Origin of the sequence: Pseudoalteromonas byunsanensis, assembly GCF_001854475.1 — a bacterium.
GTDB lineage: Bacteria > Pseudomonadota > Gammaproteobacteria > Enterobacterales > Alteromonadaceae > Pseudoalteromonas > Pseudoalteromonas byunsanensis.
The window spans coordinates 1-21,792 of sequence record NZ_MNAN01000025.1 but is presented as its reverse complement, the minus strand read 5'-3'; the positions used below and the strand labels follow the sequence as shown (position 1 = coordinate 21,792).

Genomic DNA, 21,792 nt, shown 5'->3' with positions numbered 1-21,792 from the left:
CATCAAATGCTCATTAAGATAAAACAGATACCTTAAGGATAAGCATGAAAAGTGTAATCTCCATGCCGTTGGAAAAAAAACAAAAAGTAGAAAATATAATCCACCAATTGGCCAATCTCGTTAGCACACGAAGCGAGTCTCATCATGGATTGTTGAGCGGCTTAGCGGGGCATTTATTATTCCTCTACAAGGCACACGAGTATAACCCTGATTGGGTTGATGAAACGTTGTTTGCACAGAAACTAGATAAATTGCAAGAAGAGCTAGAAGAGCAAACTTTGGAGTTGAGCACAGGCCTTGCGGGACAAGCTTGGTTTTTGGAGTATCTCAATCAGGCAAATCAGGAAGACTATGAAGTCGACCTGTTGGAAGATGTTGATGCTCTATTCGCAGACGCCTTGAATCACAAACCTTGGCGTGGAGAGATTGAGTACGTATTGGGCTTAGGCGGCTATGCGCCGTACGCGGCAAGACGTATGCGTTATAGCGATCAGCAAGCGTTGTATAGCGTCATAGTGCAGGGCTTTGAAAGTACAGCTAGCCGATTGGAAAATGGTCACATTACTTGGTCACAACCAAGCCAATCGGTGTATCGACTAGACCAAGAATGTTTAGACCAACCAGAGTACAATCTTGGTCTCGCCCATGGAGTGCCGGGCATTATCGCAGCGTTATTACCAGCCCTTGAGATCCCAGCTTTAAAGTCACAAGTAACGGAGCTTGTGCAGGGGGCTTGTGATTGGTTGCTAACACAGCAAATAGAGGACACTGACAGTCTGTCATGTTTCAGTTCATGTGCTAGCCACCCGCATGAAACTTCGCGCTTGGGCTGGTGTTATGGTGATTTGACCATTGCTATGGTTTTAGCCCGTGCCGGTCAGGCGCTAGACCGCCCCAGCTATGTGGAGCAAGCACTAAAAGTGGCTCTAAAAAATATCCCTCGCGATGTGACAAGTGGTTATGTTAAAGACGCAGGACTATGTCACGGCTATGTCGGTGTGATGACTATCTACCAAGCTTTAAACCAGCTAATGCCCCATCCTCAACTCGAAGAAGTTGTTACGACTTGGCTTGATCACGCATTAGAGCAATTTGAACAACAAGGCCTAGAAGCATTTTATTTCTTTAGTGGGCTAAGCAAGAGCTATGAGGAAGATTTTGGTTTATTGACGGGCTATTCAGGCATTGGGTTGTGCCTGCTTGGCGTGCTTAATGACGACCTGAGTTGGATTGATAGTATGCTAATGGCATAAGGAATAGATGATGAATAATAATAATTCTAAACAATCAAAAACGGCTATCAAGCCTATTCAATGCGCTCCTTTTTTTGTAATACGCACGCCGCGTTTAGCGACGGAACATTTGAGTGCTTTTGGTGCCAGCGACGCTGACAACAACGCGATTCTTCGAGACTGGCTTGAAATGCCAGGAGTAACAGAAGCGCTCTATTTGGCCAGTCCATCATTACTTGAGCGTATAGAGCAGTGGCGTAATAAGCCTGATTCTAAGCAGGGTAAAAAAGTCGCACAAGCGTTGATAAAGTATATGGTACGGATGTGTTCGCGCGCGACACCTTTTGGCTTGTTTTCAGGCATACACCAAGGGCAAGTTTCAGATAATACGAGCATTATTAGTGGTCCTTATAGTACTGATAAGCGTAACACTCGATTAGACATGTTTTACCTTTGTGCTTTAAAAGAGCACTTTGTAAAACATGCCTCTCGCTCTGAATCCCTGACTTATAAGCCTAATTCCTCACATTATTTTGTTGCAGAACAATGTCGTTATATCGAGAGCTATATTTCTGACGACAACATGCAATATCGATTGAGTGCAGTGGACAGTGATGAATACTTTAAATTTGCCCTATCGATAGCGAAAACAGGTAAGAGTTTTAACGCCTTGGTCGAGGCGTTTCACAGTCAATATCCTGAGGCTGATAAAGAAGATATTGAATCATACATCCAAGACTTAATTGATGAAGGTGTGATACAGGCCGACATTCCTTTGCCACTTACCGGTGAATCTCCAGATTTGGCCTTATTGAAGTCATTACACGCAATTAATGAACTTCATACGGCGGATCATTTAGCGACCGCTTTGACGCAAATCGCGCAGTTAGATTCGCAAAGAAGTGGAGAGATCTCTCCGTATAAACAAATACTGGCTCATTTAGAGCAGCTGCCAATCAAAGTACAGGAAAACAAACTGTTCCAATCGGACGTTTACCGAGACTTTGCACAGTGCCAGTTGAGCGAAATGGAAATGAGCCGGCTAAGAAAACAGTTGGAATTAATAGCAGGCCTCAGCGCAGCTCCAAAGACCTCAATGTTGAATAGCTTTATTAATCAGTTTAATGCGCGTTTTGAGGGACAGTTTGTTCCACTGGATATGATCTTAGATGACGAGTCCGGTATTGGTATATCTGATGAAACAGGTTACGAGTCGCCGCTTATTGCAGGCCTTTGGTTGGGCAAAAAAGCGAAGTCACAAGTAAACGCTAGTACCGATACCTGCGAATTGGATACCATCATAGATGAAGCCATTAGCTTGCCAGAGAACCGAGCTCGGGACTGTATTGTATTAAAGAGCAAAGAGTTAAAGGCAAAAGTCACTAACCCAGAGGTGGTGCATAAATTCCCTAGTTCATTTGCAGCTATGATCAGCCTCTATGAAGATGAAAAGCAGAACCCTATTGTGAAGCTAAGCGGCTGCACAGGCCCTTCGTCAGCAAATTTACTTGGACGTTTTTGTCACCTTGATGAAACCTTAAAAAACAATGTACGTTCGGAGTTACAAAAAGAGCAGGCCCACTCAAGTGAGGTTATTTTTGCTGAAGTGGTTCATATGCCTGAGGGGCGTCCCGGTAATGTGGTTGCACGGCCGCACCTGCGAGAGTATGAAATTGTATTTATGGCAGATAGTAGTTTGGATGATGAGTACCAGATCCCACTGTCAGATTTATATGTTTGGGTTGAAGGGCTACAAGTTAAGTTATGGAGCAAGCGACTTAATAAACAGGTGGTACCGCGCCTATCTTGTGCACACAATTACTCTGCGCGTAGCTTAAGTGCTTATAAGTTCTTGTGTATGTTGCAACATCAGTCTGGGCGAGCACCTAATTTCCGTATGCCTTCGAGCACTGCTCGCAGTGCGTTTGTGCCGCGTATTATGCTCGACAATTTAATTTTAAATGAAAAAACTTGGCGTATTCCAAGAGAAGCGCTTGAAGCGGTATATCGAAAAGGGCAATTCGACAGCGCCAAGCTAGAAGAGCTGATGAGCAAGTATCAGCTTGACGCTCAGGTCTGCTATGCGATAGTTGATAATGTGTTGCAGTTGAACCTGCGCAACGCTGAGATGTTGTCTATTTTATTGGCTGAAACGAAAGGACAATCCCATATTGAGCTCAAAGAAGTATTGAGCAGCCACTATCAATCCCGAGTGGTTGATGCGCAGGGACACCATTATAACAACGAATTAATTGTGCCATTTTTTAACGAGAATGCCGCAATTCATAGGCATTCAAGTGACAACCCAATAGCCAATATTACAGCTACTCCAATCAAACGCCGATTTAGCGCAGGATCTCAGTGGTTAAGTCTAAAAATATACTCGGGTAACTCCGTTTTGGAGCAACTGCTTAGTGAGCGTTTACAGCCACTTATTGAAGCGCATCATGAGTTGTTTGAAAAGTGGTTCTTTATTCGCTACGGCGATCCTGACTGGCATCTTCGCCTACGCTTTTACGGCGACCCAGAGGTGCTATGTGGTCAGTTATTACCGCTATTAAACCAATTGTTAGACCCTATGATTGAAAGTGGTGAACTACACAAAGTAGAACTTATGACTTACGAGCGGGAAGTTGAGCGCTATGGTGGGCCAGAGTCAATGGCGTTGGTGGAGTCGCTGTTTATGTATGACAGCGTTCTGATAGCCAAGACCTGTGCGTTGCTTGATGAATATGATGAACAGTTAAGATGGCGTATGGCGTTACTTTACACCGATAGGCTGCTTAGTTTATTTGAATATGATGATGAAGCTCGCTTGGCTTTAATCAGTCGCCTCAGAGATGGCTTTGGTAGAGAGTTTAACGAAAGCAATACGCTTAGAAAACAACTAGGCAATCGCTATCGGGACTATCAAGAAACTTTAAACGGTGACTTTGCGCAATTCAATCAGCAGACACCATCTGCAAATGATGAAGTACAAAATGCGTTGTTTACGTTATTGAGCCAATGGCAGGTTCAAGCCGCCCCTGTGGTTGCTAAGCTTAATGCCTTACTTGCTGATGATGCCTTAAATTGTAGTCGTGACTCTTTATTAAGTTCGTTATTGCATATGCATAACAATCGTATGTTTAAAGCCTATGGGCGTGAGCAAGAGTTGGTGATCCACGATTTATTGCGCCGCAAGTATTTTTCTGCGAACAAGCAACAGTAACGTCACCAAACCGCTGTCGTGCGGTGCTTGTGTACCGCCGAACTTGGCTATAAATTTGCTCAAAAGAATATGAATAACTAAGCTCAATGGCTACATAGACTGCTTGTTAAGTTACTAAGAGTGTCAGATGAAAATATTTAAATTTTTGATTTTTTTGTTTTTATTTATACAAAGTTATGGCGTATTGGCTGCAAAACAGCTGGTTTCTGAACTGAGAATATTTGAACCCTACCTAGGGACTTGGCAGGCTGATTTTGCTGTTGCTGGTGGTAAGCCCTCAATGCAGGACGTTAGCCATTGGGAGATAGCTTTAAATGGTACAGCCGTGCGCACTTTGCACTCTATTAACGAGGGAATGTACGGTGGTGAATCACTGATATTATGGGATCAAAGCAAGCAAAAGGTAGTATTTTTTTATTTCACCACCGCAGGATTTTACACCCAAGGTACCATGGATGTATTAGATGATGGCAGCTTTGTCGCCTACGAAGATGTGGCTGGTAATCAAGATGGCATTACGCAAGTGAAGTCGACCAGCCGCTTTGTCGATGGGCAGATGGAAGTGTCTACCCAGTACTTGAAATATGGTACGTGGACCGAGCCTGAAAAACGTCACTACACGAGATCAAGCAAAGCGGTTAAATTTCACTGATAGCTAGCTGCTGTAGTTAATTCAGCTAGCTTGTATACACAAGTGATTAAATTTAAGTTTTAGATAAAAATAATTTAAGTGTATCGCCGACCCGTAACACATCTTTTGATAGTGCATTCCACTTCTTGATTTCATCCACACTGATGTTGAAGTGTCTGGCAATACGCCATAGGCTGTCGCCAGCACGCACCGTATAGTCTAGTTGCTGATCCGCCAAAATGGGCAGCAGTAACGTGTCACCAATTTTTATATTGTTACTTTTCAATTGATTAAATGTTTTAAGTTGAGAGACCGTCAACGCATGACGTTGCGCAATGACACTTAAACTATCTCCTTTTTCGATAGTGTAATGTTGCCACTGTTTGCCAGGCATGGCAGGAAGTTTGGCTACATAATCTTGCCATTGACTTGCCTGCAAGGCGGGCACGACAATATGCTCGGGTCCATCCAACAAGGCGGGAAAGCGAGTATAGCCAGGGTTGAGGGTTTGTAGCTTACGCCACGCTTTGTCTGTATTTAGGATCACACCCTGCTTTAAGGGTAAGACTGCAATTGCGGTATGGTTAGGGATTTTCGGAAATTGCATTTGCTTGTTACGTAAGAGCTGTGCGGCTGCCAGAAGTTTTGGTATGTAGTGACGGGTTTGTTTAGGCAGCGATAAATCAAAAAAGTGTGTTGATTTACCTCGCTGCTGATTGTGCTTAATGGCTTGGGCAACGCGTCCTTCACCGGTATTGTATGCTGCAATGGCATGATACCAGTTACCGTCGAAGCGTTTATGTAAGTAGCTCAAAAAATCCAGAGCGGCATGTGTGGCATCGACTATATCTTGTCGACCATCGTACCAAGGGGTAATTTTCACGCCGTAATGTTTGGCAATAAGTGGTGTGAGCTGCCAAAGACCAGAAGCGTGCTTATGAGAATAGGCCGAGGTGTCAAAATCGCTTTCAATCAAAGGCATTAAGGCCAATTCAATAGGCAGCCCTCGATTCTCCACCTGTTCTACAACATACAACAGAAACGGCTTGGCTCTTTCACTGATCACATGCATATAGTTGGGGTGTGACAAGTACCAATTAACACGTGCTTGCACGCTTTCATGTTCAGAGGGAGCAAATGTCAGCTGGGAACGAATGCGCTGCCATACGTCGTCAGTTTGCTCGTCAAAGGTTACACGCTCTACGGTGGCTGTTGTGTGAGTGCTAGATGCCACGGTAGGAGTTGCTGTTTTTGGTTGTGGTGGTGCAGTAGACACCGGGGTTGTGGTGCAGGCGCTCAGTAGTAGCGACGAGCATAAAAGTGTGAAGCGAAATAAATGCATCATGAGATATTCTCTGCGTTGTTTGTACCGATTGTAAACAAGGGGATCGGTCGGTGTAAAGTTTGCTTAATTTAAAGTGATGGGATTAATATGGTATGAATCGAGTGTATTAATAATAGTATATTAACGGTAAGTGAATGCTTACATTCTATATTTCTCTTTGAGATGGTAGGTGTTCTAGGGTGAATACAGCAACGAAAGCTGTAGAGTTGCGTTAAATCTGTAACGCGCACTCGATCTATTGGCCAAGGCGCACTCAGTAGTAAATCGCTAACTAAGCTTGCTAGTCAAGCGCCTTAAATGCAATAGCCGCATTAGTGCCACCAAAGCCAAATGAATTTGAAAGTGCCACATTAACTTCTGCTTGCCTTGCTGATTGCATGATCAGATCAACACCCAGGCAGTCGGGGTCGACGTTACTTGTTGTGAGGTTGAGGGTAAATGGTAGCATTTGATGCTTTAACGCCAACACCGTGAACACGGCTTCAATAGCAGCGGCCGCACCTAGCAAGTGTCCAGTTTGTGACTTAGTACCAGAAACGGCCAGTTGCGCGGCATGCTCAGCAAAGGTCTTTTTTATTGCCAAGACTTCGATACTATCGGCTGCGGTGCTGGTGCTATGGGCGTTAATGTACTGCACATCTTGTGTATGAAGGTTTGCCATATTGAGCGCATTTTGCATTGCGCGTTGTGCCCCTGAGCCATGTGGATGTGGGGCGCTTAGTGCTTGCCCTGTATAGCCATCAGAGGTTCTGCCAAACCCGACAATTTCACAGTAAATTTTAGCACCGCGAGTGATAGCATGATCATACTCTTCTAGTACCAAACACGCGGCTCCCTCACCCATTACAAAGCCATCTCTGTCAATGGTGAATGGCCGAGAAGCCGCCGTCAGATCCGTATTTCTGGTCGACAGCGCATTTTGCGCGTTGAACGTGGCAATACCTACCGGAGTAACGGAGGCTTCCGCACCACCTGCGACAATAATTTCTGCTTCTCCACTTTTAATCGCATTACAGCCATCAATTATTGAATGTGCGCTGGCAGCGCAAGCTGTACAGTGAGCATTGTTTGGACCGCCAAAATTCCAGTGGCTGGCAACATATCCTGCAGCAAGGTTAGGTAAAAACATCAAGTTTCCAAATGGAGACTGTTTTTTACCATTGGCTGCTTTGGCTGCACACACTTCTAAGCTATTTAAGCCTCCTACGCCTGTTGCAATGTTTACCCCTATACGGTGGCGTAATTGTTCATCGGTGAGGTTATCAAGTCCTGCCTCAGAAATGGCTTCAGCGGCCGCTATCATGGCGAACATTTGATGCCTGTCTAACTTTTTCAGTAGCTTAGTACGGGCGCTGTCGTCCATATACTTAAAGGGTGCAAGGGTGTTTGCGTCTAACTGTGAACTAACTTGAGCAGCAAAAGTTGTTTTACAGGCAAATTGAACCGGATCAAAGTGCTCAATTGGCTGTATGCCATGTTTACCTTGCAATAAACTATCAAAGCTACTTTGTGCTGAAGTGCCAATAGGCGATATGGCACCAATGCCAGTCACAACGATTCTTCTCATGATCTTCCTTCTTACTTGGCTCGTGATTTGGCTTAACCATGTTTTAGCTAAGCTAATTTTATTCAGACGCAAATACCACTCACCTAGCCTAATAAGACGTCATTACAAAACCATGACACTCACTAAGATGAAGAATAAAAACTTTCACTTTGCATGATCCATAAAGGTATATGGGGCGTTTAAAATTTAACCAGAACAAAGTAGGTAACCTAAAAATGCGCGTAAACGAATTAAAAGCCCAATTAAATCAACGCATACTCGATGCCATTATTTTGAGTTATGCAGACGCAAATCATTATTTGGCAGGCGGGGTGGACTCGCATGGTAATTATCATTTGCTCTGTGATGACAATGGCAGTGTAATGACGTTTAACTCACTGCGAGAAGCAGAAGTTATGTTAGCCAGTTTGGGGGTTGAGTCGGCAGATTTTGAGATGCAAAGCGCCTATGATGAGATGGTTTCATCGGCGCCAACATCCACAAACAAGTTTAAGGCTACAATAAACCTGCGGCACTAATTTTATAGTTGCATAGGGCAGGGAACCCTGCCATATACAGTTATTGCACTCTGACAATTGTGGCTGACGGTACTGTTGTTTCAACTTGGCCGTCATTTGCATACACATAGACCACATACCAACCAACAGTGTTGACGGTGAGCTCAACAGCCGCTTCAGTGGTATTTGAAAAAGTATAGTTGGAGCCTTGTACAGGGTTATGCATCACCCATCGGTAACTTACAGTATCTCCATCCGGGTCCATGGCTCGTGTTGTTAATGTGATGGGCGCACCAACGGTGGGGTTAGCGCTTATCTGTATCATTTGAGAGAAATAAGGTGCTCTGTTATTGGAGTTTGTGGGGCGAGTTGATACGTTAACGTGTGCACGTTTGGCGTCACTTTGTGATAGGCCATCCGAAACCACCACTTCCAACACGTACTCTCCAATTACATCAAAGGTCATATACACTTGCTTATTATACTCGTTTTGAATGCTTGCCTGACTGTTACTTGGGCGACTAACAATACGCCATTGATAGTAAAGGCGGTCACTATCTAAGTCTTCTGCGTAGGCGGTAAAGTAAACGGAGTCGTGGAGAAAAGCCTCACTTGCTGTTTGTTCGAGGCGCAATAATGTGGGCGTATGGTTGTTTTCAACTACTTGCAACTCGCGACTGACGCTATGCTCGCTCTGGCCGTCATTAACAGTTAGAGCGATAGTGTAAACACCCGCAGTTTGAGCAGTAAAAGATGCTTTTGAAAGTGTACTGTTTTGTAGCGAAAACTCAGCTCCTTGTGGCGCACTGCTAATTTGCCACAAATAGGTAAGGGTATCGCCATCTGCGTCGGTACTGGCTGTTCCATCTAGCTCGAGCGTATTATTAATTAATATACTCGGATGAGAAAGGTTAAAGCTTGCTTGTGGCAACTGGTTGGTACTGGGTTCGTCGATGCTAACAAGTACCTCTGCGGATGACGTTTTTTTCTGTAAGTCTGTGAGTGTAAGTTGCGCGCGATAGTCGCCGGCGCTATCTACGATAAACTGTGCGCGTAGCGTGTTAGCGTTAAAGATTTGGGCTTGGCTATTGTCTGGTTTTTGCAGCCACTGCCACTTTGCTGTGACACCATCATAAGTTTGGCTGTTGATACCATCTAAAATGATAGTTTCACCTATTGCGGATGTGCCCGATACCAATGCGTTGGCCTTTAATACAGGTGCTGGCGCGGGGGTGGCCGTATTTACAGGCTTTTGTTGTTCAACGGACTCCACAACTTCGACAGATTTTGAACCTGAACCGCCGCATGCAGTGGTGAGTGTTGTTAATAGAGCGAGCGATAAATATGTAAGGTTACGCATAAATTCATTCCTTTTAACTGCGCTTTTATTCAAATAATATCTTCATTGTACCTATAGTAGATAAAACGTAAATGTTTATAGCCAAGCTAAAGCAAAAATACATTTGGGTCGTGACTTTTTAAGTGCTGTAAAAGAATCTGGTATTCAACATTGTCAAAATGCATAAGTTTCGTTTAAACTACCCCTAAATTACGAAACGAAACTTTCCTGAACGATTCATGACTAAACGAAATACTCAACAGCGCCGCCATACCATCCTTAGTAGGGTCAATGAACAGGGTGAGGTGAGCGTCGATGCATTAGCAGCTGAGTTTGAAACTTCAGAAGTTACGATTCGGAAGGATTTAACTGCATTAGAAAAGAGTGGTTTGTTATTACGCCGCTACGGAGGCGCGATGGCCTTGCCACAGGAGATAGTGGGTAGTGCCAATGGCGAACAAGACTCACGTCGTAAAACTGCGATTGCCAAGGCCGCCGCAAAGCTTATCAAAGACCACAACCGCATCATTATTGACAGTGGCCGTACCACCGCAGCTATGATCCCTGAGTTATCCAACAAGCAGGGCTTAGTGGTGATGACTAACGCCATGAACATTGCCAACCGGCTTTTATCACTCGAGAATGAACCGACATTATTGATGACCGGGGGGACGTGGGATCCGCATTCTGAGTCATTTCAGGGGCAGGTCGCAGAGCAGGTGCTACGCTCTTATGATTTTGATCAGTTGTTTATTGGTGCTGATGGCATAGATGTAGCGCGCGGTACCACAACCTTTAACGAGCTGGTGGGCCTGAGTCAACTAATGGCGCAGGCAGCCAGAGAAGTGATTGTTATGGTCGAGTCTGACAAGGTAGGACGAAGAATTCCTAACCTTGAACTGCCATGGCAACAAGTCACGACCTTGATCACAGACGAGAATCTAGCTGATGAAAAACGTCAAGCCATTGAACAAAGTGGTGTGACGGTTATTTGTGCGGCTTTATAAATACAGCGTTATACAAGTACGACAACACCTTGTATAGCAAAACTAATATGACAACACCAACGTGCAAAATGGAGCAACTATGTGTGGGATTGTAGGGGCGGTAGCAGAGCGTCCAGTTAATAAGATTTTAGTTGAAGGCCTAAAGCGCCTAGAGTACCGAGGCTATGACTCGGCTGGCGTGGCATTGAGCCTAAACAATACGCTAAACACGGTAAAAGCGGTGGGCAAGGTGGTTAACCTTGAACAAGCCCTCGAAAAAGCCAATGTAAAAGGCTCCACAGGGATTGCACACACGCGCTGGGCAACTCACGGTGGCGTAACACAGAGCAATGCACACCCACACGTTTCAAATAGCGAAATAGCGCTGGTACATAACGGTATCATTGAAAATCACGCGCCGCTGCGCGATGCCTTAAAAGGTGATGGTTACGAGTTTTTGTCAGACACCGATACCGAAGTAATGGTGCACCTTATTCACCAACTTCGCCAACAGCACGACAGCTTACTCGATGCGGTAAAGGCCGCTGTTAAGCAGTTAGAAGGAGCTTATGGCACGGTGGTTTTTGATAAAAACAACGATCAAGAAATGATTGTTGCTCGCTCAGGCAGCCCGTTGGTAATTGGCCTCGGTTTAGGTGAAAACTTTATCGCCTCTGATCAGCTTGCGCTGCTGCCGGTTACCCGTAGTTTTATTTTCTTAGAAGAAGGCGATGTAGCCCGTATTACTCGCGATACAGTAGAAATTTTTGATAGCAATGGCGAAGCGGTTGAGCGAGAAGTCATAGAGTCAAACATCACGCAAGACAACTCAGGTAAAGGCGAGTACCGCCACTACATGTTAAAAGAGATCTACGAGCAGCCATTAGCGGTGCGAAATACTCTAGAAGGTCGTCTAGACAACGACCGTGTAGCCGTAGATGCCTTTGGCGACAGCGCTCAGCAGATCTTCAAAGACGTAAAACACGTACAGATCATCGCCTGTGGTACCTCTTACCATTCAGGTATGGTTGCACGTTATTGGTTGGAACAATTTGCGGGCGTAAGCTGTAACGTAGAAATCGCCTCAGAATTTCGTTACCGCCAATCATTTGTTCATGAAAACAGCCTGTTAGTGACGATTTCTCAATCTGGTGAAACCGCTGATACCCTCGCTGCATTGCGCCTTGCAAAAGAGCAAGGTTACATGGCGTCGATGACGATTTGTAACGTACCGGGTTCATCATTGGTACGTGAATCAGACTTGGCCTTTATGACCAAAGCAGGCGCTGAAATTGGCGTTGCCTCAACCAAAGCATTCACTACACAACTTGTGGGTTTATTGATGCTAACTGCGTCAATTGCACAGGAAAAAGGCCTAGATCAAAGTGTGATTGTTAATGCAATAAAAACTTTACCAAACAAACTAGAAGAAGCTCTTTCACTGGCGGGCAGCATTGAAGACTTGGCAGAAGAATTTGCTGATAAACACCATTCATTGTTTTTAGGTCGTGGCTCACAATACCCAATCGCAATGGAAGGCGCGTTGAAACTCAAAGAAATTTCATACATTCATGCCGAAGCGTACGCGGCAGGGGAGTTAAAACACGGCCCACTGGCATTGATTGACGCAGACATGCCAATCATCGTAGTTGCACCAAATAATGAACTACTGGAAAAGCTGAAATCAAACGTGGAAGAAGTGCGTGCGCGTGGCGGTATCATCTACGTATTCGCAGACAAAGATTCACACTTTGAATCTGACGAAACCATGCGTGTGATCAACGTAAACCACGTAGAAGACATCCTAGCACCAGTTGTATATACAATCCCGCTACAGCTGCTTTCATACTACGTTGCGGTGATCAAAGGCACCGATGTAGACCAGCCGAGAAACCTCGCTAAATCGGTGACGGTGGAATAAGAAAAGGCGCGAAAGCGCCTTTTTTTGTGGGTGAACAATAAAGTGCTAGGCGACATTTTTTGTGACTTAGGAATATAGTTTCAATATGCACTTATAAAGTGCGGCGCGACAAGGCTACCGAGGGCTGGCAATAATATTGTTTTTGAAAACCTAGTAATCAATGCTTGAGCGCATTTACTTAAACGCTGTCGACAGGTTTTCTGATCTCAGTACGCGCATTATATCAACGCTTTCGCCCGTTATTTTGAAATAGATAGTATGCTTTCGGTATACACTTCGTCTATACCCTTTACGGATATGACTCACAGTTTGGTAGTGAAGTGGGTTTGTTGCAATATTTTGAAATTGAATGATTAAGCCATCAACATATGTTTTTGCTTTAGTTAGGCCAAAGTTGTCGATACCATATTCAAATAGCAGCTCTAAGTCTTTGTCGGCGGCTTTGCTTAATCTATATGTCGTCATTCGTCTGCTTTTTAGCTAATACAGCGTTAACAATATCTTCTGCACTTCTTGAGCTAAAACCACTTTGTTCCGCTTTAATAAGTTCTTGTCTGAGCACTTCAATTTCATTACTGCGCATTTGTTCTTTTCTGATCAAATCACGTAATAATTCACTGTCACTTGCGTAACCACCTGTCGCAAGTTGCATTTGCATCCATTTCTCTTGCTGCTCAGTTACTGTGATACTCTTTTTTACCATTGCCATAAACAAACACCTTAAGGGGGGATTTAATCCTACTTTATACTACTTTATACTACTTTATACTACTTTAGATAAGTTTAGTTATAGAGGGCTTGAATATCAACTAGTGTGACGACACTTTATTTTCTGGTGTGTCAGATTCAATAGGTTAAATTTATTTTCTATGTCTAGGAAGATTGGCCATACTGAGGCGCAATATCGTAAGTGGATTAAAGAGGGGCGCGGTACTGGCGAGTATCAGGATTACAAGCCATGGTTAACGGTTTATGATGCGCCATCCGATGGTCGTGTACATCGAGTCTTTGGTTATAAGTCCAAACGAACCCATCATTTATTATCCGATCTTGAACTATCCATGTTCTACTTGCTCGAGTGGCGGCAGGATGTGCTGCAAGTCAAAGAGCAGTTTCCGCTAGAGCGCGAGATAACATTAGAGCTAGCTGAATCTGCTGGTATCAAACACCCAAATGTTCGGGGGGGGTTACCAACACCTACAAACCTAAATACACACTCACTCTAATATTTAGCATTACACAGTTGGTGAGTATCAATTTAATAACTAAATTTGACCTCGGCTTTTCTTTTTAATTGGCTTGCCACGTTCTCGGCAAATTCAAAGGTGTTAAAGTTGTCTTTAAAGTAGGAAATATCATCCCGCTCGGTGTAAGTGCTGTCTAGTACTTCTCTAAAATCCAGAATATTTTTTAGGTTTTCGGTGTTTACATCATATTTGCCCCACGCATTGGCCTTACCGTCAGCGCCTCTGTCGTAGGCCAGTCCTTTCATCATGACATCGGGGACTTGTTTGGCTAATTGCACAAGCTCATTGTTTTCATTGAGTTTTTCTTCCAGATACGCTTTGTTTTCATTACTGATAGGGCCATTAACAACCAGTTGGCCACCCTCGTCAATAGAAAAGCTCCATTCTAATTTTGCCAGCTCTGGATCTGATTTTTCCAGTTCACTCATAAAGTCTTGATAATGGGATTGCATACCTCTGAATAAACTGGGTAATTCACCAAAATAAAGTGTTTGAGACACCTTCGCAAACCGCTCTGGCTCATAAACACTCACAGACGTTACTTCAATGTCGTGCAGGTTTTGGTTGTTTACCAGAGCTGGGTCATCGTTCATATCACTTTGTGCATGCTGTTGTTTGGCGGCAATGTTGAGCTCATCGCTAATGGGCTTTTTTCTGTCAGATACTTGCGTTGTGGTATTAAGCTGGGCCTGACTAATGGCTGGGTTACCTATCTTCATAACATATTCCTTATACGTGAAGAGGCCTTATTTATCGATAGGTTCTTTAAATTACCTTAGTAAGGTTTAACATTATTTTTGCATTTATTCCAAGCACCCGCAAATAAAGCTGAGCAGTGTTTGAACACTGCTCACTAAATCTTGATCACATAAGTGACCAAACCAGACGTACTCGACGTTGTCACCGCCAACCCCTAGGCCAACAGAATGTGGCACTTCCATTCGCCAAACTGCATAGGCCAAGTCGGCGCTACTATAGCTAGAGTGCCACTTTAATGCTTTTGCTTGTTTTTGTGGCTCATTTGACGAAATGCCTACTTTTTTAATCCTTTCTCAAATACAAATAAGCTAGTAGGTAAAACATACATCCAGTCCATGTTTCTAGCGGTTGTTAAATGTTGAAAATTGGTGTTGTTAAATATATTAGACAGCACATGCAACCTATGCATTACAAATGTAATCATTGTTTTTTAGCTGACGTTTTTTTGGGTAGCAGGTTACGTGGGTAAAAATATCCGGCTCTAGTTTCATATTGAATTCTGGAGCCGGATAGGCGTTATGAGTGGTTACAGTAAATGGCAATGTATCATGTCATACATGTGCAATTTAATTGTTTCACTCACCTTTAGTCACAGTAACTGTACGGCAAGAATGTTGCCTTACCTCGCTTTAAAGATGGTGCGTTTAACGTGAGTTTCACGACATTACCTGTGGTGCTTACCGAGATATTGTCAGGACCAACAACCTTTGTAAATGCGCCATTGGATTTACGCCAAAGGCTTGCATGCTTTGAGTACCCATCAATGAAGCTTGAAATAGCAAGGCAGTCATAGCCTGCGGGAATGGCTACTTGCGTTGAATTACCTCTTGCTGCAAGTGCAAATTGGTAGCTCTTTGCCTTATTCGCTTCATTTTCGATAAAGAACATTGAGTTTATTGAGTCAATATTAGTCAGTTTCGAATTAACGTGTACTTTCGTATTTTCAAAACGATAGCGCTCAGCGTTTGGCACATTCTCTAACTTCAAATAATCTACATTTTTTGCATTAACGAGCTCTAATACATCACCGACTTTGTTGACGGTATTGAGCGAAATGTATTGTACTTCATCTGCGATGATACCCGTCTTAAGGTTGCTGAGTTTTAAAGTGTTAAATGCAAGGTTATATGCTCTAAGATTTTCTGACTCTTTTTGTACAAGCATTCTTTCAGGGTGTGCTTGTGGAGAATCAATGATTAAGCCTACGCTGCTGTCTATCGATGCGCCGGTTAAACTCACATTGTCTAACTGCACAGTCATTGCCTGCATTTTTATGCCATAATCAGTAAAATTAGACACAGAGATATTTTTAAATCTTAAGACGTTATTAAACCACCCATCATCATAAAAAAATAAATTGCCATCGTCATCTTTGGTCTGACAGGGAGGCTTACTCGTAACATAGCAATTATTATTAAATTTACCATCTGTTTTTGGGAAGCGTGAACCATATTGGTTGTTGTTGTGAACAACATAATATCTAAAAATATCACTATGTAATTCAATACCAATGTTTACATCGCTGATATCAATGTTCTCAAACGAGCTATATAGGTGTTTTCGTCCAGAATATGCCGTATGGAAGCCAGAAATAGCCAAGTTTTTCATGTCACTAAACGAACTAGAGTAGCGCACATAAATGGCTGTACCTTTGGATGCCGTATTTATTAAGGTCATATTGTCCAATGTCGTCTGGGATTGAATGCCAAATAACGGGTCGCTGATGTTGGTTTTTAACACTACACCACTTTTTGACTCGCCACAAATAGTCACTGGGTTACTATCATTCAGATCTAGCATTGCATTGATTGTATACTCCCCATTTGGAATAAAAATAAATTGGCCAGTTGTCATTGCAGAGTTAATCACTGATTGAAATTGTGAAGCAGAGTCTAGCGTAATAAAATTTTCGCCATATTGGCTTTTACAATAGTTGGTTGCCGCATAGACTTGGCTTGTCGCTGCCACTAGTATTAAAGAAAAAGTTGATAGTATTCTCATTGTTCGTATTCCATTAATGAATTTGAGTTATCACAACCGTGACATTTGATAATGCGCGCGACGCGCTTAACACGAGTTGCCTGTCTGAGTTTATGCTCAAAGAAAGTCCGGCACCGTTGTCGTACGATGTCGTAAATTGTGCTGAACTACTGGCTGACGAGGTATAAACGAGTACTTCTTTTCGTTTGTCGGCATAGCGTAATTCCACTTTCAACATGTTCTCTTTGAACAGTTGTTTCTTTGAAAGTAAGGTGACGGCGCCTTGAATATTGCTAAACGTTTTTTCCAATGAGAACAGAGGTTTCGTTATTAGTGCACCTTGTTCCATTGAGCTTTCGGCGGCACTCGCTCGTTGATCTGTAAACTCGTTGACAGTTGAGTCTCCACGAACGTTCCACATGTGATCCCAATGATGTTTCCCTGCATTACCCTCTATATTGAGTGTTGATACATTGTTGATGTCAAACATCGAGTTACCAAGACGATAAGGCTTGTTATAGTCGCGACCCTGATTATAAAGGTTGCTTAGGTCCGCTTGTTTTAAGTTTGATAATGAGAAAACATTGTGGACAAATTCGCTGTAGAAATTACTTACACTGAGCGTTGATGAACCATTATCACTTGAAGATTTAACGCCTCTTATGGCATCAAACGTTTGTGCTGCATGAAAACTAGCTTGAATATTAAACGTATCGAACTTACTGTTTATATTGTGTAAGTCGACGAATGTGCCATCTATGATGCGTTGTACAAGTAAACGTTCGGCAGAAAGTTGAACTACCTGACTTGGTATGGCCGCTTGTAGCTTAATACCTGTTTCGATATACACGATCTCAGTATTATAAATATTTACTCTACTGGCCGATGATAAGCTGTTGGCAATGATTCCGTGCTTAAACCCACCTAATCTCACCGAGCTTAAAGTTAGGTTAATATCTGAATTCCCCACGCTTAAGCCATCAATATCTGTAATATTACCAACATGCGTAACCGCCAGTTCGTTCAGCTGTGCTCGGGTTGGGTTAGAAATTTTTGAGATGCTTGAAATGAGCTCTTTTTTGGCCTCACTGTTTTCTTCATGAGAGATTGTCATCCCTATCAGCTGTAGATTTGCGTTAACAGAGATAAGAGGTGTACTTGCGCAAGCAAGAGATGCAGATGTTTGACAAGCATAAGTTAAATGGGTGCTTGCGATTGCACTACCAATCAATACAGTTGGTTGAGTGATATTAAAATGAGTACTGACGCACAGTTTACCCGCTGGCAGCGCAAGCTTTTTACCCAATTTACCAGATACTTCTAATGCCAGTGACAATGCTTTGTCATTTTGATCATAAGCGTTATTCGTGTTTGGTAAACATGCTTCGTGAGGTCTTTTTACCAATATGTTGAAGTCGCTCAGATTGACGGTGCTTTCATTTGCACTGATAGGCGCAATTGTAATGTCTTGGGTCGTGATACGAGACACTTGCCCACTCGTTGATACAGCACGTGCTGATATAGAGTGTTTGCCAATTTCTAAGCCAGTTAAGGGAATAGAGTAATATCCGTTACTTGCACTTGCTTGAGTCCAAGTACCGTTTGGTTGCTTGTATTCAACGCGATTAACTGCTTCTGCTGTGGTTGTGCGTAACGATTCGCCTTCATTAAAAACAAAGCCTCCTAAACTGGAATCAATGAATGTGACACTTGGTGTTTCACCTTGTACTTTCACCGTATAAGTTGCACTTTGGCTGCAATATGCCGCGGTTTTGTTACACGTGACGAAAGAAAAAGTATGGTTTCCTGCTTGTGTTAGAGCCGGACTGTCCCAGTTTGTTGCAGGATGGCCGTTGTCAAAACGTTGCTCTGATTGGGTGGTTGTACCTGACGGCGTAGTGTGTGACGCTTTATAAAATGCACCACTCCAAATAGTGCCCGCACCAACATTGATAGTAGCGCTTACGTTTTCACCCGTTGTTACCTGGCTTTGGCTCATAGTGACTGTAGGCGTATGTGGCTTGTCGAAAATAACGATCCTTTCAGTTGGACTCATGGCACTACAGCCCGCGCTATTACAAGCCTGATATGCGATATTATAACGCTTTAATGTACCAAAGCTCTTGCTCGTAGGTGTGCATGATTGTGCTCTGTTGATAGTATGGCTATAGGCAAGTGAATCTCCTTCCGCAGCAGTATGAATTTTATACTGTGTTGCAGGGTCACCAGAGCGTTGATCGTGGATACAAAATGACACTGAGGTGTTTATAGGGTAGTAGAGATCACCATGAAAATTTGGCTTTGTAACGGGGGTTACAGGTTTATGAGCAATGCTGACATTCACAGAGACTATCTGAGAATAATTCGAGCATAGGTTATCGATATTACAAACAATAGCACGGTAATAATAGGTATTGCTTGAAGTGACATTTTCAGAATAGCTTAACGCATTGCGAGTACTAATCACTTGCCAGTTATTAGTTGAACCAATTGAGCGCTCTAATTGATATTTAGTAATACCATGTCCCCATGGTTGTTTCCATGTCAGGGTATATTGACCTGTACTTGAACTGCTAGGGGCTGTGATGGCGGTATCGTTTGGTTTTGTATACGGTCTTACAATATTGACTTCATTTGCGCTCCAAGCGCTACAGCCAGCTGCGTTACATGCTCTAATGCGTGCTACGTATGTCAGTGTACGGGTGAATGTTTCTGAGTATGAAGTACTCGAGCCTAGGTTAACAATGGATTTAGAGCCGTCGTATGACTTCTCCACTTCATAGTGAGTTGCTTTGCTTACGCTACTAAATCTGTACGTATAAGTACCACGTAAAATGTGGTACGGTTGTCCATTGTCTAAAAAGGCAGGGGTGGTTGGCGGCGTCAGTATGTCAACGTTTACCGTCGCTATACGTGAGTAGTTTGAACATCTATTGTCAACATTACATACCATCACGCGGTAGTTGTAAGTGCCACTAGAACTCACACTTTCTGAATAACTTCTCGTGTTTGCTGTACTAAGTACTATCCAATTCGATGTGCCATTCATTGATCGTTCTAATCGATAGCTATTGATACCATGTCCCCATGGCTGAGACCAAGTTAACGTGTAGCGTCCGGTTGATGAACTGCTTGGCGCTGAAACAGCCGTATCATTTGGTTTTGTATAGGGTCTTACGATATTAACTTCGTTAGCACTCCATGGACTACAGCCAGACCTATTACAGGCTCTGATACGCGCAACGTATGTCAAAGTGCGAGTAAACGTTTCAGAGTAAGAGGTACTTAAGCCAAGAGAGTGGCGAGATGTTGAACCATCAATCGTTTTTTCGACCTCGTACCTAGTTGCATTACTAATGCTATTCCAACGGTAAGTATAAGTACCGCGAAATATGTGATAGGGCTGACCGTTATCTAAAAAAGAGGGAGTACTTGGGGTGCTTGCGTATGTATTAAAGCTATAGAGCAAAAATACTATAAACAGATAGAAGTTTGTCCTCATAAAGTTCATTTTTTTATTCCTTTGTGTTCGATTATCACTGCATTATTTCATAATTTACATGTATTGTCCCTTTTTTGCTCACAAAATAGGCTGTGAAATTTTATGAGGTGCAGTGAATGACGAATCGCAATACCTTTATTGTTTTTGCTAGAGAGTTTATAGCCGAAGGCCATTTTTCATTATTTAGTGATGAGCTGGTTCTAGCGCAACCATGATTACGTAAGAACCCATTGTTGTAGTATCTTAAGAATTAAAATAAGCCATAAAATCATTGGAATAAAGAAGTTAGAGTAAAGTCAGAGTAAAGTCAGAGAGTAAAGTCAGGACAGTCACTTTAAAAATAGAAATAAAGAACAGGTAAGCTAAGCCTTGTGCTAGCTGGCACAGCTTCCTTGATGAATTCCTTGATGAGATATGTAACCAAAAATGCCCCATTATTGAGTCGTGATTATTTTAACTGGATGACTTTTAGAGAATTACCCCATGTGTTAAACGCAATGGTCCCTGCCTGTTACAGCATATCCCGCTTGGTGTGGATAATTGCTAGCTGGATATTAGGAAAATAGCGCTTCACTAATTTTGATACTTCGTCGCCGTTTATGCTGTTGTCGCTCACAGTACACATCAAGATTATGTGTTTTACCTACTGCGCCATGAAACACCTTTTCAAATTGCGTTGTGAGCTTTATCCAGTTGTAAGCTTGAATGTTTAATCGTTGCAAGATGGGCGCTTCATGTTCTTCTATGTAGCCACGTTTGTCTAAGCGAATACATTTACCTGTGAGCTCAACAAGCTGTAAGTAAGATTTAAGTTCGAATGGCAAACCCTTTGGTATATGTTTTCTGGGACTACCCGCAAAGCGTGCAAGCTGTTTTGGTTGTTTACCTGCTTTTGCATGTTGGCAACGTAGTTTAATACTGGTATGAGCTGAGTCTTCTGGTGTTTTTGCCATCTCCGCCCTGATAGGGTTTAAATCTATATAGGCCATACAGGCCATTAGAGCCGCGTCATCTAATAGCGCTTAGCTTTTGAACCGCCCTTCCCAAAAATGACCTGTGCATTTATCTTCTTTATTCGCCCTGCGCGCGATGTTTTCATTAAGGACACGCATAAACCAACTGATGCTTGAGAGTCTGTTTCTGTATTCTTTTATCTCTTTGTCTAAAAAGAAGCGCTGACCTTCATCTAAGCACTCTCCTTGTAAGTACATCAGAGCACGCTTTGAGCCTTTAAACAGCTTGTGCCAGCGTAGTAACACCGCTTTGTCACTCAACCTCTGTGCTTTTTCAGCATCTATATACAACACTACATGGGTGTGATTACTCATGACTGCAAAAGCACACACATCGATGCAAAACACCTTCGCTAAGAACAGTAAACGCTGCTCTACCCAGCCGCGGCGATGTTCATATGATTTACCCGTCAGCTTATCTTCTCCGCATAAAAATGCGCGGCGAACACAGCGTGACACACAGTGATAATAAGGTGTATCTGACAAACTGATTTGCCGCTTCCTTGCTAATCCCATCGTTCACTCCTTGAACTTAGAATTGATTATAAAATTGAAGAATTAA

General features: G+C 43.0%; 15 protein-coding genes and 1 pseudogene. 7 read left to right on the top strand and 9 right to left on the bottom strand.

Annotation, left to right across the window (positions count from 1 at the left end):
• Positions 1 to 44: 44 nt before the first annotated feature.
• The 3 genes from BIW53_RS03435 to BIW53_RS03425 all read left to right on the top strand — a co-directional run bounded on the left by BIW53_RS03435 (position 45) and on the right by BIW53_RS03425 (position 5,095).
• Positions 45 to 1,253: a lanthionine synthetase C family protein gene (locus BIW53_RS03435; RefSeq protein WP_070990418.1), complete on the top strand. Its 1,209-nt coding sequence runs from the start codon at positions 45 to 47 to the stop codon at positions 1,251 to 1,253.
• 10 nt (positions 1,254 to 1,263) lie between these two features.
• A complete protein-coding gene (locus tag BIW53_RS03430) occupies positions 1,264 to 4,443 on the top strand; it encodes a lantibiotic dehydratase (RefSeq protein ID WP_070990417.1) in 3,180 nt (1,059 codons plus the stop codon).
• A gap of 127 nt (positions 4,444 to 4,570) precedes the next feature.
• Positions 4,571 to 5,095 (top strand): hypothetical protein, encoded by a 525-nt coding sequence (locus BIW53_RS03425; protein ID WP_070990416.1) that lies wholly within the window; start codon positions 4,571 to 4,573, stop codon positions 5,093 to 5,095.
• Between the two features lie 52 nt (positions 5,096 to 5,147).
• Here BIW53_RS03425 and BIW53_RS03420 read toward each other — a convergent pair whose 3' ends face one another.
• On the bottom strand, positions 5,148 to 6,419 hold the full coding sequence (locus tag BIW53_RS03420; RefSeq protein WP_070990415.1) for a LysM peptidoglycan-binding domain-containing protein: 1,272 nt from the start codon (positions 6,417 to 6,419) through the stop codon (positions 5,148 to 5,150).
• Positions 6,420 to 6,699: 280 nt separating this feature from the next.
• Positions 6,700 to 7,986 (bottom strand): beta-ketoacyl-[acyl-carrier-protein] synthase family protein, encoded by a 1,287-nt coding sequence (locus BIW53_RS03415; protein WP_070990414.1) that lies wholly within the window; start codon positions 7,984 to 7,986, stop codon positions 6,700 to 6,702.
• Positions 7,987 to 8,201: 215 nt separating this feature from the next.
• On the opposite strand from BIW53_RS03415, the gene BIW53_RS03410 reads away from it, so the two are divergent.
• Entirely contained in the window at positions 8,202 to 8,504 is a 303-nt protein-coding gene (locus tag BIW53_RS03410) for a DUF6482 family protein (protein ID WP_070990485.1), read from the top strand.
• A gap of 40 nt (positions 8,505 to 8,544) precedes the next feature.
• Here BIW53_RS03410 and BIW53_RS03405 read toward each other — a convergent pair whose 3' ends face one another.
• A complete protein-coding gene (locus tag BIW53_RS03405; protein ID WP_070990413.1) occupies positions 8,545 to 9,843 on the bottom strand; it encodes a PKD domain-containing protein in 1,299 nt (432 codons plus the stop codon).
• 218 nt (positions 9,844 to 10,061) lie between these two features.
• Here BIW53_RS03405 and BIW53_RS03400 point away from each other — a divergent pair, with 218 nt between their 5' ends.
• Both BIW53_RS03400 and glmS read left to right on the top strand, forming a co-directional pair.
• Entirely contained in the window at positions 10,062 to 10,829 is a 768-nt protein-coding gene (locus tag BIW53_RS03400; RefSeq protein WP_070990412.1) for a DeoR/GlpR family DNA-binding transcription regulator, read from the top strand.
• Between the two features lie 79 nt (positions 10,830 to 10,908).
• The gene (gene glmS / locus BIW53_RS03395; protein WP_070990411.1) at positions 10,909 to 12,729 is read left to right on the top strand and encodes a glutamine--fructose-6-phosphate transaminase (isomerizing); all 1,821 of its coding nucleotides are present in this window, start codon (positions 10,909 to 10,911) and stop codon (positions 12,727 to 12,729) included.
• Between the two features lie 174 nt (positions 12,730 to 12,903).
• Here glmS and BIW53_RS03390 read toward each other — a convergent pair whose 3' ends face one another.
• A complete protein-coding gene (locus BIW53_RS03390; RefSeq protein WP_070990410.1) occupies positions 12,904 to 13,194 on the bottom strand; it encodes a type II toxin-antitoxin system RelE/ParE family toxin in 291 nt (96 codons plus the stop codon).
• Complete coding sequence (locus BIW53_RS03385; protein ID WP_070990409.1) at positions 13,181 to 13,438, bottom strand: ribbon-helix-helix domain-containing protein; 258 nt, start codon at positions 13,436 to 13,438, stop codon at positions 13,181 to 13,183. Before BIW53_RS03385 ends, BIW53_RS03390 begins: the two co-directional genes overlap by 14 nt.
• 160 nt (positions 13,439 to 13,598) lie before the next feature.
• Here BIW53_RS03385 and BIW53_RS03380 point away from each other — a divergent pair, with 160 nt between their 5' ends.
• Positions 13,599 to 13,955 carry a PDDEXK family nuclease gene (locus BIW53_RS03380; protein ID WP_245699342.1) on the top strand — a complete coding sequence of 119 codons (357 nt, stop codon included), beginning with the start codon at positions 13,599 to 13,601 and terminating at the stop codon, positions 13,953 to 13,955.
• Between the two features lie 32 nt (positions 13,956 to 13,987).
• Here the strand turns inward: BIW53_RS03380 and BIW53_RS03375 are convergent, their stop codons facing one another.
• The 4 genes and pseudogenes from BIW53_RS03375 to BIW53_RS03360 form a co-directional block, all read right to left on the bottom strand.
• Entirely contained in the window at positions 13,988 to 14,695 is a 708-nt protein-coding gene (locus BIW53_RS03375) for a hypothetical protein (protein ID WP_070990408.1), read from the bottom strand.
• 625 nt (positions 14,696 to 15,320) lie between these two features.
• Positions 15,321 to 16,736 (bottom strand): hypothetical protein, encoded by a 1,416-nt coding sequence (locus tag BIW53_RS03370; RefSeq protein ID WP_070990407.1) that lies wholly within the window; start codon positions 16,734 to 16,736, stop codon positions 15,321 to 15,323.
• A gap of 13 nt (positions 16,737 to 16,749) precedes the next feature.
• Entirely contained in the window at positions 16,750 to 20,226 is a 3,477-nt protein-coding gene (locus BIW53_RS03365; RefSeq protein WP_070990406.1) for a fibronectin type III domain-containing protein, read from the bottom strand.
• A 545-nt stretch (positions 20,227 to 20,771) separates the two neighbouring features.
• Positions 20,772 to 21,746: pseudogene (locus BIW53_RS03360) on the bottom strand (transposase).
• Between the last annotated feature and the right edge of the window lie 46 nt (positions 21,747 to 21,792).